This is a genomic window from Neorhizobium galegae, from assembly GCF_017877055.1.
GTDB classification, from domain to species: Bacteria; Pseudomonadota; Alphaproteobacteria; order Rhizobiales; family Rhizobiaceae; genus Neorhizobium; species Neorhizobium galegae_D.
Window position 1 is genome coordinate 209,729 of the sequence record NZ_JAGIPG010000002.1, and the last position, 16,405, is coordinate 226,133.

Annotated in this window: 14 protein-coding genes; 3 read left to right on the forward strand and 11 right to left on the reverse strand. The window is 64.0% G+C overall.

Going from position 1 to position 16,405, the window contains the following annotated elements:
* Nucleotide 1: 1 nt before the first annotated feature.
* The 7 genes from exbB to rimP all read right to left on the reverse strand — a co-directional run bounded on the left by exbB (nt 2) and on the right by rimP (nt 8,905).
* The gene (gene exbB / locus J2857_RS11240) at nt 2-1,168 is read right to left on the reverse strand and encodes a tonB-system energizer ExbB (RefSeq protein WP_210011643.1); all 1,167 of its coding nucleotides are present in this window, start codon (nt 1,166-1,168) and stop codon (nt 2-4) included.
* Nucleotides 1,169-1,461: 293 nt separating this feature from the next.
* Nucleotides 1,462-2,220 (reverse strand): 2-dehydro-3-deoxy-D-gluconate 5-dehydrogenase KduD, encoded by a 759-nt coding sequence (gene kduD / locus J2857_RS11245; protein WP_210010287.1) that lies wholly within the window; start codon nt 2,218-2,220, stop codon nt 1,462-1,464.
* A gap of 119 nt (nt 2,221-2,339) precedes the next feature.
* On the reverse strand, nt 2,340-2,981 hold the full coding sequence (locus tag J2857_RS11250; protein ID WP_210010288.1) for a hypothetical protein: 642 nt from the start codon (nt 2,979-2,981) through the stop codon (nt 2,340-2,342).
* Between the two features lie 38 nt (nt 2,982-3,019).
* Complete coding sequence (infB, locus tag J2857_RS11255; protein ID WP_210010289.1) at nt 3,020-5,830, reverse strand: translation initiation factor IF-2; 2,811 nt, start codon at nt 5,828-5,830, stop codon at nt 3,020-3,022.
* Between the two features lie 100 nt (nt 5,831-5,930).
* A complete protein-coding gene (locus J2857_RS11260; RefSeq protein ID WP_245363295.1) occupies nt 5,931-6,635 on the reverse strand; it encodes an RNA-binding protein in 705 nt (234 codons plus the stop codon).
* Nucleotides 6,632-8,248: a transcription termination factor NusA gene (gene nusA / locus J2857_RS11265; protein WP_210010290.1), complete on the reverse strand. Its 1,617-nt coding sequence runs from the start codon at nt 8,246-8,248 to the stop codon at nt 6,632-6,634. Before nusA ends, J2857_RS11260 begins: the two co-directional genes overlap by 4 nt.
* Nucleotides 8,249-8,314: 66 nt before the next feature.
* Nucleotides 8,315-8,905 carry a ribosome maturation factor RimP gene (rimP, locus tag J2857_RS11270; protein WP_210010291.1) on the reverse strand — a complete coding sequence of 197 codons (591 nt, stop codon included), beginning with the start codon at nt 8,903-8,905 and terminating at the stop codon, nt 8,315-8,317.
* A gap of 241 nt (nt 8,906-9,146) precedes the next feature.
* On the opposite strand from rimP, the gene J2857_RS11275 reads away from it, so the two are divergent.
* The gene (locus J2857_RS11275) at nt 9,147-10,778 is read left to right on the forward strand and encodes an MFS transporter (RefSeq protein ID WP_210010292.1); all 1,632 of its coding nucleotides are present in this window, start codon (nt 9,147-9,149) and stop codon (nt 10,776-10,778) included.
* Between the two features lie 5 nt (nt 10,779-10,783).
* Nucleotides 10,784-11,239 (forward strand): GNAT family N-acetyltransferase, encoded by a 456-nt coding sequence (locus J2857_RS11280; RefSeq protein ID WP_210010293.1) that lies wholly within the window; start codon nt 10,784-10,786, stop codon nt 11,237-11,239.
* Here the strand turns inward: J2857_RS11280 and J2857_RS11285 are convergent, their stop codons facing one another.
* Together J2857_RS11285 and recR are read right to left on the reverse strand one after the other, a co-directional pair.
* A complete protein-coding gene (locus J2857_RS11285) occupies nt 11,240-12,463 on the reverse strand; it encodes a lytic murein transglycosylase (RefSeq protein ID WP_245363297.1) in 1,224 nt (407 codons plus the stop codon).
* Nucleotides 12,464-12,774: 311 nt separating this feature from the next.
* Nucleotides 12,775-13,380, reverse strand: coding sequence for a recombination mediator RecR (gene recR, locus J2857_RS11290; protein ID WP_210010295.1), 606 nt, complete (start codon nt 13,378-13,380; stop codon nt 12,775-12,777).
* A 52-nt stretch (nt 13,381-13,432) separates the two neighbouring features.
* Here recR and J2857_RS11295 point away from each other — a divergent pair, with 52 nt between their 5' ends.
* Complete coding sequence (locus tag J2857_RS11295) at nt 13,433-14,044, forward strand: MOSC domain-containing protein (RefSeq protein WP_210010296.1); 612 nt, start codon at nt 13,433-13,435, stop codon at nt 14,042-14,044.
* Between the two features lie 70 nt (nt 14,045-14,114).
* Here J2857_RS11295 and J2857_RS11300 read toward each other — a convergent pair whose 3' ends face one another.
* Together J2857_RS11300 and J2857_RS11305 are read right to left on the reverse strand one after the other, a co-directional pair.
* Nucleotides 14,115-14,438: a YbaB/EbfC family nucleoid-associated protein gene (locus J2857_RS11300; protein WP_038547916.1), complete on the reverse strand. Its 324-nt coding sequence runs from the start codon at nt 14,436-14,438 to the stop codon at nt 14,115-14,117.
* 18 nt (nt 14,439-14,456) lie between these two features.
* Nucleotides 14,457-16,343 carry a DNA polymerase III subunit gamma/tau gene (locus tag J2857_RS11305; RefSeq protein WP_210010297.1) on the reverse strand — a complete coding sequence of 629 codons (1,887 nt, stop codon included), beginning with the start codon at nt 16,341-16,343 and terminating at the stop codon, nt 14,457-14,459.
* Nucleotides 16,344-16,405: the final 62 nt, after the last annotated feature.

The following is a 16,405-nucleotide window of genomic DNA, read 5'->3' on the forward strand; positions in this document are numbered from 1 at the left end:
GTCAGCCTCCTGCCACCAGCGAGACCGGCGCCTTGCGGCTGCCAGGAGGAACCTTGCGGAAGTCGAGGTCGCGGCTCACCAGTCGCTCCACACCCGCCGCGGCATCCGCCAGCAGCTGGCGGTAGCCGGTGATCGAACGGGCGAAGACGTTGTAGATGACGACCGCCGGAATGGCCGCGACGAGGCCGATCGCGGTCGCAAGCAGCGCTTCCGCGATGCCGGGCGCAACGACGGCGAGGTTGGTGGTCTGCGATTCCGAAATGCCGATGAAGGCGTTCATGATACCCCAGACCGTGCCGAACAGGCCGACGAACGGAGCCGTCGAACCGATCGTCGCAAGCATGCCGGTGCCACGCGACATGCGCCGGCCGGCATAGGCCTCGATGCGGGAAAGCGCCGAGCCGACCCGCTCCTTCACGCCGTCGCCATGGGCATGGTCGAGGGCTGCTTCGGAGAGCTGCATTTCTTCCGCCGCGGACCGCAGCATCAGGGCGGCAGGCCCGCCGCGGCCACCGGCGACGCCGACGGCTTCCGAAAGCGTGCGGGAGGTGCGGATGACCTTCAGCGTCCGCGCGGCGCGGGCACGGGCGCCAGCAAGCTCCAAGGTCTTGGCGAGCCAGACCGTCCAGGTAACCAGCGAGGCAAACGCAAGCCCGATCATCACGCCTTTGACGACCCAGTCGGCCGCCATGAACATTCCCCAGGGCGAAAGGTTGTGCGGCAGGTCCGAACGCTGCTCAGGCTCCAGGAACTGGGTGAACATGTCGATCGGCTGGCGCGCCGCCGGTGCCTGGGCTGGCGCTTGGGCCGGGCTCGCTGACGCGGGCTGGGCGTTGTTGCTCGCAGGTGCTCCCGTCGGAACGGCGGGTTGCGACGCGGAAGCTTCCGGCTGCGGGGCGGTGGGATTGGTCGGCTGCGCGGCGGGCGGTGCCGCGGTCTGCAAGGCTGCCGGCTCGTTCGGCGTTGTGCGGGAGGTCGTCGGCGCTGCCTGCGCTGCAGGAGCGGGGAGCGTCTGGGTCGGCTGCGCACCGGAAGGTGAGGCCGCCTGTGGCGAGGGCGGTGCTTGCGTCGACGCATCCGGTGCAGGTGCCTGCGCCATCACCGTCGAAGCCGTCAGTGCCAAGGTCGCGAGAACGAGCGGGAGCCGGCTCCTGATTGGCTGGCGCATCGGAAAAGCGGGCTTCAGGGCAGCGGTCATGGCAGGCGATACTCCGGACTGTTCGGCATGGCGGACAGCGCTGAAGCGCTGGTCGACAATGACGGAAACGGGACACCGGAACGCCGCCGGTCACTGCCGCCGGGTTCGCGATGTTGCAGCTACCGGATAATAAACATGAGTGGAATTGGCAACTAATAAATCTGCCAGATGCCGATCAAATTCACGCGTGCCGTGGCATTTGCCCCGTTCACGCGTGGGAGGAGCGTTCCGTTGCCCGGAAGACCGGGCGGAGGCGGACGCGCTTAACGCGCCAACCAGCCGCCATCGACCGGTAGAACGACGCCATGCACATAGTCGGATGCCGGCGAGGCGAGGAATACGGCGGCTCCGCCGAGCTCTTCCGGCTGGCCCCAGTGTCCGGCGGGAATACGGCTGAGGATCGCCGCGTTGCGATCCGGATCGTCGCGCAGCGCCTCGGTATTGTTGGTTGTGAAATAGCCGGGCGCAATGGCATTGACGTTGATGCCCTTGGCCGCCCACTCGCAGGCAAGCAGCCGGGTCAGGCCGGCGAGGCCGCTCTTCGAGGCGGTATAGGAAGGGATGCGGATCCCGCCCTGGAAGGAGAGCAGTGAGGCGATATTGACGATCTTGCCGCCCTTGCCCTCGGTGATCAGCCGGCGTGCAAACGCCTGGGAGAGGAAGAACACGGTCTTCAGGTTCACGTCCATCACCGCGTCCCAGTCGGCCTCGCTGAAATCGATCGCGTCGGCCCGGCGGATGATCCCGGCATTGTTGACAAGGATATCGGCACGCCCGGTCCATGCGACCGTTTCGCTGATGATCCGATCGACCGGTTCGAGCGACGAAAGATCCGCCTGGATCGACAGGCTGCGGCCGCCCGCCGCGCTGACCGCCGTCTCCGTCTCGGCCATGGAGGAGCGGCCGACCAGCGCCACATCCGCGCCGGCCTGCGCCAGCGCTACGGATATCGCCTGGCCGAGGCCCGTATTGGCGCCGGTAACGATCGCCGTCTTGCCCGTCAGGTCGAATGAAATCGGCATGGTGTCCTCCTCGGAAACTGAAAAATGCGGATAGAGGATAGATGCTTACCGTCGCGAGCTCCCGGGTAGAAGCTGAAAATTTTTACCATGTTCAGGCCGGTGCCGGTCGGGACGCATATTCAACGGTCCGAGCCATCCTTTTTGTGTCCATCTGCCTGCATGACGCTCCAACGAATGCGCCACGGGAGGCGTATCAGGCGGCGAACGAAAAATATGAATGTGTCTGCGGTCTCGTCGTCGGGAAATATGCGCCGCGGCAGCAGGACCGGTCCGCCGGTGTGGAGAAGCAGAAGCCAACCATCGAGTTCGACGATTTCCTCAAGATCCCTCGCATCGAGTTCCACGGTCATGCCGTCGGCATGCGAACGAAGTGCAATCGCGTCAATCCTGGCCCTGATGTGATAGACGTCGCGCTCCTCGTGCCGGATGACCGGTGCCGACAGCGCCGCCCTGCTGGGCCTCATCATCAGCAAGATCAGAAGCAGGAGCCCGGCGATGGCAGGAAGCGAGGGCATGCCGCCATTGATCAGGCTCCCTTGCCACTCGTCCGAGAGCCACCTGAGAAAGTCATCGACATAGGTCATCGCAATGAAGATGAGGAACGGCGCGAAAAGAAGGGTTGAGGTGAGGAGCGCCTTGACGAGCCGCGGCCGGACCTGTCGGTTGTTTTCCCGATACCGGACCAGAAACTCAGTCCCGGCGGCCAGTTCCTCACGGGAAACCGAATACTCAAAACGCCAGGAGCCGCCCGTGAATGTCACGGACGGCTCCTGCAAGTGTTCGGGCTGTTCGCCTGTCGTCACAGCGTGCGGGTGATATGCTCCACGCGGAAGCATTCGATCGTATCGCCGACGCGCATGTCTTCGTAGTTCTCGAACGCCATGCCGCACTCCTGACCCATCGGCACTTCGCCGACTTCGTCCTTGAAGCGCTTGAGCGTCTTGAGCTTGCCTTCGTGGACAACGACGTTGTCGCGGATAAGGCGGACGCCGGCTCCGCGCTCGACCTTGCCTTCGACGACGCGGCAACCTGCGACCTTGCCGACCTTGGTGATGTTGAACACTTCCAGGATCTCGGCATTGCCGATGAAGGTTTCGCGGCGTTCCGGCGAGAGCAGGCCCGACATCGCCGACTTCACGTCATCCACCAGATCGTAGATGATGTTGTAGTAGCGGATCTCGATGCCGTTGCGCTCGGCGGCCGCACGGGCCTGGGCGTTGGCACGGACGTTGAAGCCGATGATCGCCGCATTGGATGCCTCGGCAAGCGAGATATCCGATTCCGTGATGGCGCCGGCGCCCGAGTGAACGATGCGGGCACGAACTTCATCGGTGCCGAGCTTGTCGAGCGAGGCGATGATCGCTTCGATCGAGCCCTGCACGTCACCCTTGATGACCAGCGGGAATTCCTTGAAGCCGGTATCCTGCAGCTTGCTCATCATCTGTTCGAGCGAACCGCGCTGGCCGGACTGGCGGGCAGCCGCCTTGTCGCGGGCAAGACGCTGGCGATATTCGGAAATCTCGCGAGCACGGCTTTCGTTTTCGACGACTGCGAACTTGTCGCCCGCAGCCGGCGTGCCGGAAAGACCGAGCACTTCGACCGGGGTCGCCGGTCCGGCTTCCTTGACGTGGTCGCCCTTGTCGGTGACGAGCGCGCGAACGCGGCCCCACTGATCGCCGGCAACGATGATCTGGCCCGGTCTCAGCGTACCCTTCTGGACAAGAACGGTCGCAACCGCACCGCGGCCGCGGTCGAGCTGGGCTTCGATGACGGTACCCTCGGCCGTACGGCTCGGGTCGGCCTTCAGGTCGAGGATTTCGGCCTGCAGCAGCACGGCTTCGAGCAGCTTGTCGAGGTTTGTCTTGTTCTTGGCAGAAACCTCGACGTCGAGCACTTCGCCGCCCAGCGATTCAACGAAGACTTCGTGCTGCAGAAGCTGCTGGCGGACCTTGTCCGGGTTGGCTTCGTGCTTGTCGATCTTGTTGATCGCCACGATGATCGGGACACCGGCCGCCTTGGCGTGGTTGATGGACTCGATCGTCTGCGGCATCACGCTGTCGTCGGCCGCGACCACCAGGATCGCGATATCCGTCGCCTGCGCACCACGGGCACGCATCGCCGTGAAGGCGGCGTGGCCGGGGGTATCGATGAAGGTGATCTTCTGGCCGTTCTGTTCCACCTGATAAGCGCCGATATGCTGGGTGATGCCGCCGGCTTCGCCGGATACAACGTTGGCATGGCGGATGGCGTCGAGCAGCGAGGTCTTGCCGTGGTCGACGTGGCCCATGATGGTGACGACCGGCGGCCGCGACACCATTTCGCCGGCGTCGTCCGACTTGTTGAAGATGCCTTCTTCGACGTCGGATTCCGATACGCGCTTGACGGTATGGCCGAATTCGCCGGCGATGATCTCGGCGAGGTCGGCGTCGATGACGTCGCCCGGCTTCATCATCTGGCCTTCCTTCATCAGGTACTTGATGACGTCGACGGCGCGTTCGGACATGCGCTGCGACAGTTCCTGAATGGTGATGGTTTCCGGCAGGATGACTTCGCGCATGACCTTTTCGCGCGTTTCCTGCATCTGGCTTCGGCGGAACTTCTCCTGCCGGCGGCGGGTCGCGGCCATCGAACGGCCACGGGCATTGCCGTCCTCGTCCGTGCTGACCGTGGTCACCGTCAGCTTGCCGCGGCGGCGTTCGTCCTCGGTCTTCGGACGGGCCGGAACCTTGGCGGGAGCAGCGACAGGGACTCGGCCGCGGCCGGGTGCGCCACGCGGCGGACCGCGATCCTCGTCTTCTTCGTCAGCACCCTTGCGGCGACCGGCAACCGGCAGTGCCGCAGGCGCGGCGCCGGGAGTTGCAGGCCGGGGAGCCTGGGGACGTGTTTCGCCCTGACGGGCGGCAGGGGCTCCAGCAACGCGCTCGACCGGCCTTTCGGCAACCGCGGGTGCAGGCGCCTCGGCCGCTGCCGGTGCCTCGACCGGCTCGACCTTGGGTTCGGCAGCGCGGCGGGCAGCCTCGGCGGCTTCCTCGATCTTGCGGCGTTCTTCCTCGACCTGGCGACGTGCCTCGTCTTCGGCGCGCTGCTTGGCCTCGATGACCTCACGCGCCTGCGCTTCCATCAAAGCGCGGCGACGGGCTTCCATCTCGCCGGCGGAAAGATCATGCAGGACGGCGCCGCCCTGACGCTGCTGCGGACGCTGCGGCTGGCTGGATTGCTGCGGACGCTGCGGCTGGTTGGGCTGCTGCGGGCGCTGCGGTTGATTGGATTGCGGCGGGCGCTGGTTCTGCTGCGGCCGTGCATTCTGCGAGCCCGGCTGGTGGATGCGCGCCACCGGAGCGGCTGGCTGCTGCGGCTGTGGCGGACGCTGGGGCGCGACCGGCTGTGCGACAGCCTCGACCACCCGCGGTGCGGGCGCCGGGGCTACAGGCGTGATTGCAGGCTTTTCGTCCAGCGGCCGGGTCGGCCGCCGCTTGACTGTTTCGACGACGACGGCCTTGGTGCGGCCGCGACCCATGTCCTGGCGGACGGTACCCTGGCTCATCCCAGATGGCTTCAGTGTAAGGGTCTTCTTTACGCCGAGTGTCTTATCGTCTTTGTTGTCGGTCATTCCGTTCCTGTTCCTTCGGACAGGAACGGATGGAAGCCATCAGAACCCGTCGTTTAATCCGTACATATCGATGTGCGTCCGGCTAAAGCCGGTGACCGCGTCATTGTTTCGGCATGTCAGCGACACCTTTTGTCTGGGACAGACCGCCCATGCGGTACTGTTCAAGCAGGTTTGCGCGCTTCACTACACCCTCACCCGCCTGCCCCGCAAGCGCGCAGGCATGGATAAAAGCATTCTGGCCCATCACTTCGTCCAATTCAGCGCTCGTGAAGAGCGAAAAGGACGGAATGTCTTCCCCGGTATTCGAACCGAGCTTCCAGGCCTTGCGGGCCTGGTCTATTTTTCTCACTCCGTCGGCGGCCGCATCGGCCGCATGGAACACTGCAAGTGCCGCGCCCGAGCGCACGGCGGCGTCCACTTTCGTGGCGCCGGTGACGAATTGGCTCGCCTTGCGCGCCATGTTCATCATGCCGACGAGATCGGCGGCGAGCAGGCGATCGACCAGCGCGCCGAGATCCGCATCCGCCTTCGCCTCGGTCTTGAGAGCCCGGGCGAAAAGCTTCTTCTGAACCGCACGGTCGACGAGCGACCGTTCGGCCTTGATCCAGCAACCGCGGCCCGGAAGCTGGCGCTTCAGATCGGGCACGACCTGGCCGTTCGGACCGGCCACGAAGCGGATCAGCGTTTCCGGCGATCCCGCCTCGCGGGTGACGATGCAGGTACGGTCGTTCACGACGATCTCGCCCAGGTCATCATCGACAGGTCCGTTTTCGGTTGCGTCCGGCTCATTCGCGAGCGGGATCATTCCTGCTCGACGGCGTCCGCCTCCTCCGCTTCAGCTTCCGGCTCCGCGGCACCCTTTGCGAGGTCTTCCTCGGTGATCCAGCCTGCCGACAGGCGGGCCTGGACGATCATGTTCTCGGCTTCGACGCGGGAAACGTCGAACTTCGAGAACAGGCCTTCGAACTTCTTGGTCACGCCGTCCTTGCGTTCGCTCCAGCCGACGAGGTCGTCGGCAGCGCAACCGGCAAAATCTTCGATCGTCTTGATGCCGTCCTCGCCGAGCGCGACGAGCATCTGGGCGTTCAGGCCGTCGATCTGGCGCAACTCGTCCTGGACGCCGAGTTCCTTGCGCTTGGCGTCCATCTCGGCTTCGATCCGCTCCAGGTATTCGCGGGCGCGGGTCTGGATTTCGGTTGCGGTGTCTTCGTCGAAACCGTCGATCGAGGAGATTTCGTCGAGATCGACGTAAGCCAGTTCCTCGACCTGCGCAAAACCTTCCGAAGCCAACACCTGGCCGACCATTTCGTCGACGTCGAGGGCCTCCATGAAGAGGTTGGTGCGCTCGTTGAATTCCTTCTGGCGGCGCTCGGACTCTTCAGCTTCCGTCATGATGTCGATGTCCCAGCCGGTCAGCTGCGACGCGAGACGGACGTTCTGGCCGCGGCGGCCGATGGCAAGCGACAGCTGCTCGTCCGGAACCACGACTTCGATGCGCTCCGCATCCTCGTCGAGAACCACCTTGGCGACTTCGGCCGGCTGCAGCGCGTTGACGATGAACGACGCCGGATCCTGGGACCACGGAATGATGTCGATCTTCTCGCCCTGCAATTCGCCGACGACGGCCTGGACGCGCGAACCGCGCATACCGACGCAGGCGCCGACCGGATCGATCGACGAGTCGTTCGAGATCACGGCGATCTTGGCGCGCGAACCCGGATCGCGGGCGACCGACTTGATCTGGATGATGCCGTCGTAGATTTCCGGCACTTCCATGGTGAACAGCTTCACCATGAACTGCGGATGGGTACGCGACAGGAAGATCTGCGGGCCGCGCTGTTCGCGACGGACATCATAGACGTATGCGCGGACGCGATCGCCATAACGCATGTTCTCGCGCGGGATCATCTCGTCGCGGCGGATGATGCCTTCGCCGCGGCCGAGGTCGACGATGACGTTGCCGTATTCGACGCGCTTGACGGTGCCGTTGATGATTTCGCCGACGCGGTCCTTGAACTCGTCGAACTGGCGGTCGCGCTCGGCTTCACGCACCTTCTGGACGATGACCTGCTTCGCCGACTGGGCGGCGATGCGGCCGAAATCCATCGGCGGCAGCGGATCGGCGATGAAGTCGCCGATCTTGGCATCGACGTTGCGGTCGAGCGCGAGAGCCAGCGGGATCTGCGTGCCGTAGTCCTCGGCGTGCTCGACGACTTCCAGCAGGCGCTGGAGCCGGATTTCGCCGGTCTTGGAATTGATGTCGGCGCGGATATTGGTTTCCGAGCCGTAGCGGGAGCGGGCAGCCTTCTGGATGGCGTCGGCCATCGCAGCCAGCACGATCTCGCGGTCGATGACCTTTTCGCGCGCCACTGCATCCGCGATCTGCAGAAGTTCAAGCCGGTTCGCACTCACTGCCATTGTCGTTGGTCTCCGTAGGTCAAACGATGAGGCCTTTCCGGGGAAAGGCACAAGTCTCTGTTCGGTTTATTCGTCTTCTGCTTCTTCGTTCTGGTTCGCGGCCTGCGCCTTGGCGAGCTTGTCGGCCCGAAGCGCGTCGCGGATCAGATCGTCGGTCAGAATGAGCTTTGCCTCGGCCAGTGCCGAAAACGGGATCGTCACCCGCGGTTCCTCGCCATAGGCGACCTGATCCCGCTCGATCGTGAAACCGTCCGTATCGCTTTCGGTAATCCTGCCGCGGAACCGCTTGCGGTTGTCGATCATGATCGACGTTTCGCATTTGACCAGGTGGTTCAGCCAGCGGGTAAAATCCGACTTGCGGACCATCGGGCGGTCGATGCCCGGCGAGGACACTTCCAGATGATACTCCCGATCGATCGGATCTTCTACATCCAGGACCGGCGAAATCGCCACGGATACGGCCTCGCAGCCCTCGACGTCCATGGTGCCGTCGTTGCGCTCGGCCATGATCTGCAGCGTTGCGCCGTTCTGGTTCAGCATCCTCACACGCACCAGGCGATAGTCCATGGCGGTCAGCACGGGCTCGATGATTTCGGCGACCCTCAGGTCAAGCCCGGTCTCGATGATGAGCCGCGGCTCGTATTCGGTTTGCGGCATAAGCTCTCCGGCAATCATTGCCCCATGGCTGGGCCCAATGTCTGGGTTACAGTGATCGCCTAACAAAAAAGAGCGGGTCCGGTGGGGCCCACTCTTCATCGGACGATCAAGAATATGGGGTGCATATACGCTTTCAGACCCCCGATTGCAAGAGTCGCATATTCTGGGGGCGGGGCGACTGGAATTTGGTTCTGCCAGGTCTATAACCGTTTGGAACGACGCACGAAAGAACGAGGACAAAGTGCCCGATCGGATATCGACCCTGGCTCCCTTCAGGCACCAAACCTTCAGAACGATCTGGATCGCCAGCCTCGCCTCCAATTTCGGCAGCCTGATTCAGGCTGTCGGCGCGGCGTGGATGATGACCTCGATCACCGATTCCGAGGACATGGTCGCACTGGTCCAGGCCTCGACGGCGCTGCCGATCATGCTCTTTTCGCTGATTGCAGGCGCGCTGGCCGATAACGTCAACCGCCGCACCCTGATGCTGACGGCGCAGTTCTTCATGCTTACCGTCTCACTTACGCTGACGGTCTTCGCCTATCTCGACCTGCTGACGCCCTGGCTGCTTTTGACATTCACCTTCCTGCTCGGCTGTGGCGTGGCGCTCAACAATCCGGCCTGGCAGGCCTCGGTCGGCGACATGGTGCCCCGCGAGGTCTTGCCGGCTGCGGTGACGATCAACAGTGTCGGCTTCAACATCACCCGCAGCGTCGGCCCCGCGATCGGTGGCGCGATCGTCGCGGCTGCCGGTGCTGCCGCCGCGTTCGCTGCCAATTCCATGAGCTATTTCGCTCTGATCTATGCATTGATCCGCTGGAAGCCGGAAGGCCGCGACAATGCGCTGCCGCGCGAGACGCTTCTGCGGGCGCTGTCGGCCGGCCTCGGCTACGTCGTCATGTCGCCCAACATTCTCAACGTGCTGTTCCGGGGCCTTGTTTTCGGCCTCTCGGCGAGCGCCGTCCTGGCGCTTCTGCCGATCGTCGCGCGCGACCTGGTCTCCGGCGGCCCGTTGACCTACGGCATCATGCTCGGAGCCTTCGGTGTCGGTGCGATCGCCGGCGCCATGGGCAATTCACGCCTGCGCGAAAAGCTGTCGAGCGAGTCGATCGTCCGCCTGTCCTTTCTCGGGTTTGCCGCGAGCGCCGCGATCATCGGCATGAGTTCAAGCACGCTCTTGACCGCGATCGTCCTGCTCGTGCCCGGCGCCTGCTGGGTTCTGGCTCTGTCGTTGTTCAACACGACCGTGCAGCTTTCGACGCCGCGCTGGGTGGTCGCCCGCGCGCTTTCCTTCTATCAGACGGCGACGTTCGGGGGCATTGCCGGCGGAAGCTGGGTGTGGGGCATCCTGTCCGATACGTTCGGCGTCTCGATCGCGCTGACATTATCGAGCCTTGTCATGCTGCTTGGCGCCGTGATCGGCATGCGCCTGCCGTTGCCTCAGTTCAGCGATGCCAATCTCGATCCGCTCAACCGCTTCAACGTGCCGATGCTGAGCCTCGACCTGCAGCCACGCAGCGGACCCATCGTCTCCCTGGTGGACTATACCATCGCCGACGAGGACGTGCCGGAGTTCCTGACGCTGATGTCGCAGCGACGCCGTATTCGCATCCGCGATGGCGCGCGGCAATGGGCGCTGATGCGCGACTTGGAACATCCGGAAATCTGGACGGAGACCTATCACACCGCCACCTGGGCCGACTATGTGCGCCACAACCAGCGCCGCACCCAGGCGGATGCCGAGGTCTGGGACGCGATCCGCATTCTTCATCGCGGCGAAGAAGGCCCTCGCGTCCACCGGTTGATCGAGCGTCAGACAATCCCGCCGAGCGACGACATTTTCCACAAGTCGCCGCCCGACCTGCACCACTAGATCCGATGTTTTCCTTCCGAAAAGCCTGCCGCTCCGACCTTCCCGCTATCATCGACCTGCTAGTGGACGATATGCTGGGCCAGTCCCGCGAAGTCGTTTCCGATCCGATCGATCCACGCTACGAACAGGCCTTCGCGGCGATCGCGGCCGACCAAAATCAGCTTCTGGCTGTTGCCGTAGACCGAGAAGACAAGATCGTCGGCTGCCTACAGCTTTCCTTCATTCCTGGTCTGTCGCGCACCGGCATGTGGCGCGGCCAGATCGAGAGCGTGCGAGTTGCCGCGAGCGAGCGCGGCACCGGCCTGGGATCGCAGTTCATCGAATGGGCGGTGGAAAGGGCCTCAGAGCGCGGATGCCAACTGGTGCAGCTCACGTCCGACAAGGGCCGGTCGGATGCCATCCGTTTTTACGAGAAGCTTGGCTTCACTGCGAGCCATGAGGGGCTGAAGCGCAGCCTCTGACTACCGGATTTTTCCCTTGAGCGACGGATCGGGAAAACAGGTCGGGGCAATGCCGTTCTTCGCCTGCCAGTCCCCGAGCGAACGGCGGGTCTTGTAGCCGGGCAGGCCGTCGACATTGCCGACATCGTATCCCTTGGCGACCAGCGCCTTCTGCATGGCGAGCACGTCGGAGCGCAGCATCTTGCCGACATCGCCCCAGGGTGCCTGGAAAGGTCCTGCGCCCGAGGCGATCCGGTCGGCCAGGTTGCCGATGAACAGCGCGTAGAGGTCGGAATTGTTGTATTCTTTGATCACGTAGAAATTCGGCGTCACCACGAATTCCGGCCCGTTGCGCCCCGCCGGCACCAGCATCATGCCGTCCGCCTTGAGGTCGGCTGCGGGAAACGCCTTGCCGGAAATGCGGGTGATGCCGGTCGCCGCCCAGGCCGAGATCGGCTTGGCGAGATCCGGCCCTTCCTGCGCGCAGGAGACCTTTGCCGGGATAGCCACTTCGAAACCCCAATCGCGGCCGCGCTGCCAGCCTTCCTTCTGCAGGTAGTGGGCGATCGAGGCGAGCGCGTCCGGCACCGAATTCCAGATGTCGGGACGTCCGTCGCCATCGAAGTCGACGGCATATTTCAGATAGCTCGATGGCATGAACTGCGGCTGTCCGAGCGCGCCGGCCCAGGATCCCTTCATCGTGCCCGGATCGACATCGCCCCGCTCGATCATCTTCAGGGCCGCGATCAGTTCCTCGCGGAACATGTCCTTGCGGGTCGACATGAAGGCCTTGGTCGCCAGTACCTGCACGGCTGAATACGGCATCCGCGCCTTGCCGAACCCGGATTCGCGCCCCCAGATGGCGACGACGATCTCGCCCGGCACGCCATAGGCCGCCTCGATCTTCTTCAGCGTCGCCGAATAGGTGGAGGCCAGCCCTCGGCCGGTTTCAGCGAGCCCCTGCAGCCGCTTTTCGGAAAAATAGGCGCCGGGCGAGGAAAACTCCGCCTGGCTCTGGTCCTGCTGCTTCGACGGCTCCGAACCCGGCGGCACCAGGTCCGGCAGGTCCCAGTTCAGCGTCACGCCCTGAAAGGCGGTCTTCAACGTCTTCTCCGAAATCCCCGCCTTTTTGGCCGCAGAGCCTAGATCGCCGGCGATCCATCGCTGGAACTGCTTTTCGACATCGGGACGGTTCTGGGCAAGCGCGGGAAGGGGGAGGAGGGTTGTGACTACGGCGAAAACCAATGCGGGCGCTCGCCTGGAGACACCCCCCTCTGTCCTGCCGGGTATCTCCCCCTCAAGGGGGGAGATCGGATTGGGCGGGTGTCCTGCCCAAATCGCAGCAAGCGATGGGCAGAGGCGCAGAACACATCTCTTGATGGAGGTTGGTGCAGGTCGTGAAACAGGGAGTGAAGGGCGTGCCTCCAGCCGATCTCCCCTCTTGAGGGGGAGATGCCCGGCAGGGCAGAGGGGGGTATCCTTGCTCAACGTTATCCGCATCAAGGCTCCAACCAGCGAGGCAGATGGGGTACGTCTCCACATACTCGATGCTTCCTCTAAATCGCCGTCCGCGCTCGAAGCGCCGCCGTCAGCGTGCCCTCGTCGAGATAATCGAGCTCCCCGCCGACCGGCACGCCATGCGCCAGCCGCGTGATCTTCACGTCGATCCCCGAAAGCTGGTCGGTAATATAGTGTGCCGTGGTCTGCCCCTCGACGGTCGCGTTGACCGCGATGATGATCTCGCGGATGACGCCCTCGTTCACCCGGTCGATCAGCCCGCGGATGTTGAGATCATCCGGCCCGACGCCGTCGAGCGGCGAGAGCGTGCCGCCGAGCACGTGATAGGTCGTGTTCATGGCGCCCGCCCGCTCCAGTGCCCAGAGGTCGGAAACGTCTTCGACGACGATCAGCATCGTCTGGTCGCGGCGGATATCGGTGCAGACGGTGCAGGGATCGACGGTATCGACATTGCCGCAGCGCGGGCAGATCTTCACCTTGTCATAGGCCTCGCCCATGGCGCTCGAAAGCGGCCCCAGCAGCTGTTCCTTCTTCTTGATCAGATGCAGCGCCGCCCGGCGCGCCGAGCGCGGTCCGAGGCCTGGGACCTTTGCCAGAAGCTGGATGAGTTTTTCGATTTCGGGGCCGGTGACTCGCTTTGCCATGTTCTCCCTTTAGCCCATATGCTTGAAAAACGGAATCGCGGAAGGACCGCTCATGAAACTTCTCGCCATCTGCCTCGGCCACTCGGAAAGGCTGCCGGGCAAGAGCTTCAAGACCGGCATCTACAAGTCGGCCGTCAATGCCGCCGTCATGATCGACAGCCTCGGCCTGGTCGGGGATGCGGTCTGCAATACGAAACATCACGGCGGCGAGGATCAGGCGATCCTGCTCGAGGGCTCGCTGACATTGGACTGGTGGGCGGCCGAACTCGGCCGCGAACTTGCACCCGGCACCTTCGGCGAGAACCTGATCGTCGAAGGCCTCGACAACCGCGATGTCGCTGCCGGCGATCGGTTTCACATCGGCGAAGTCGTGCTCGAAGCGAGCTGCGCCCGCTCTCCCTGCAACACGTTCGCGGTGAGGATGGGCGACCCGGCATTCGTGAAGACCTACAAGAACGGCGGCCGCCCCGGCATCTATTGCCGGGTCATCAAGCCCGGCATGGTCTCGCCCGGCGATCCCGTCCGCCGCGAACCCTATGCCGGCGAGCGCGTGACGATCGCGGAAATGCTGGCGGCCGTCGGCAAAAACCTGTCGGATGCTGAAAGAGCTCGGTTTCTCGGCGCCCCGATCGGTCGCCGATGGAGGCCGGTGTTCGAGAACTAGCGCGTCGCGATCGCCGCACTCGTCATGGCGCATGCCGTCATCGGAACCTCCCTATCCCATCAGACGAAGATCAGAACGGCATCTTGAAGCCGGGCGGGATCGGCAGGCCGGCGGTCAGTTCCTTGGTCTTTTCGGCGGCGATCGCCTCGGCACGTTCCTTGGCCGCCTTGTGGGCGGCGACGATTAGGTCTTCGAGGATCTCGACATCGTCTTCCTTGAACAAGGACGGATCGATCTTGAGGCCGAGCATATCGCCCTTGCCGTTGAGCCGCACGGTCACCAGCCCGCCGCCGGACGTGCCTTCGACGTCGAGAGCGGCGATTTCCGCCTGCATCTGCTCCATCTTGGCCTGCATTTCCTTGACCTTGCCCATCATGCCCATGATGTCGCGCATCTGTCTCGTCCTCTTCTCTTATAGTTCGATGTCGTCGCCGGGGAGGATGTCGCCCTCTTCGGATTCCGCGGTTGCCGCCGCCGGCAGGTCCTCGGCCTCGTTCTCATCCTCTTCCGTCACCCGGATACGCACGTCGGTGATCCTTGCGCCCGGGAACTGGGCAAGGATCGCCGCCACGTCCGGATCGGCGCGGGCGTCGGTGAACTGCGCTTCCCGCACGCTCTTTTCCGATTCGACCAGGGTCGGCTCGCCGGCCTCGTTGCTGAGCGTCACCCACCAGGTGATCCCGGTCCATTCCTCAAGCCGCGCCTTCAGGTCGCCGGCAATGGTCTTCGGTGCGTCGCCGGAAAGATTGATCTCCAGCCGGCCCGGCTCGAGCTTCACCAGCCGCACGAAATTGCGCAGCAGCGCCTTCAGCCGCGGGTCGCGGTTCTTGGAGCAGAGATCGGCGATGTCCGATATCGAATTGACCGGAACCTTCGGCACCGGCTTTTCAGCGGGCTGTTCTTCGGTCCGGCCGACGGGCATGTCCCGCGGCATCGTGTTTGGCACGGCCTGCAGCATGGCGGTCGGACCGCCCGCCGGAATACGCGGGGCCGACATCTCGGTGCCGCGCGCATTGACCGGCGATTGCGGCGGCGAAACCGGCCGCCCGCCGCCATTGCCGTTCGGAACCGGCGCACGCTGGCCGTCGCCATTGGAAAAATCCGCAAGCCGGCGCGCGGCATCTTCCGGCGAGGGAAGATGGGCCGCATGCGTCAGCCGGATCAGCACCATTTCGGCCGCCCCCGCCGGGCGCGAGGAATTTTCGACTTCCGGAATGCCCTTCAGCAGCATCTGCCAGATGCGCGACAGGGTGCTCACCGCCACGCCGTCCGCAAATTCCCGGCCGCGCACGCGCTCCACTTCGCTGATCGAAGGATCGCTGGCGGCATCCGGGATATATTTGAAACGGGTGGTCAGATGGGTGAAATCGGCAAGGTCGGTCAGGACAACGACCGGATTGGCGCCCGCTTCGTATTGCGCCGTGAATTCCGAAAGCGCCGCCGTCACGTCGCCGCGCACGATATGCTCGAACAGGTCGACGATGCGGGCTCGGTCTGCAAGCCCCAGCATGCCGCGCACGGTTTCGGCCACCACGCTGCCGCCGCCATGGGCAATCGCCTGGTCGAGCAGCGACAGGCCGTCACGCGCCGAACCTTCGGCGGCACGGGCGACCATGGCAAGCGCCTCCTGTTCGGCCGGAATGCCTTCCTTTTCGAGGATCGTCGTGAACAGCCCGACCAGATCGGCGGCGCTGATGCGGCGCAGGTCGAAGCGCTGGCAGCGCGACAGTACGGTGATCGGAACCTTGCGGATTTCCGTCGTCGCGAAGATGAATTTCACATGTTCCGGCGGCTCTTCGAGCGTCTTCAGCAGGCCGTTGAAGGCCTGCGTCGAGAGCATGTGAACTTCGTCGATGATATAGACTTTGTAGCGGGCCGAGACCGGGCGGTAGCGCACCTGCTCGATGATCTCTCTTATGTCGTCGATGCCGGTATGCGAAGCGGCGTCCATCTCGATCACGTCGACATGCCGGCCTTCCATGATCGCCTGGCAATGTTCGCCGGGGATCCTGAGGTCGATGGTCGGCTTGTCGATATCCGGCGTCTTGTAGTTCAGCGCGCGGGCGAGGATGCGGGCGGTGGTTGTCTTGCCCACCCCGCGAACGCCGGTCAGCATATAGGCCTGGGCGATGCGGCCGGTCTCGAACGCGTTGGTGAGCGTGCGGACCATCGGCTCCTGGCCGACCATCAGGTCCGAGAAATCCTTGGGCCGGTATTTGCGGGCGAGCACCCGGTATCCGCTGCCTGTGGCGGGATTGGCGGCGGAAGTGCTTGGAGATGTAGGCCCGGTATCGCTCATTCAGTCCTGCCAGCCTGCGCGGGCCAATCCTGAGCACGGTCTTGACCGGGCCGGAAGCTGAC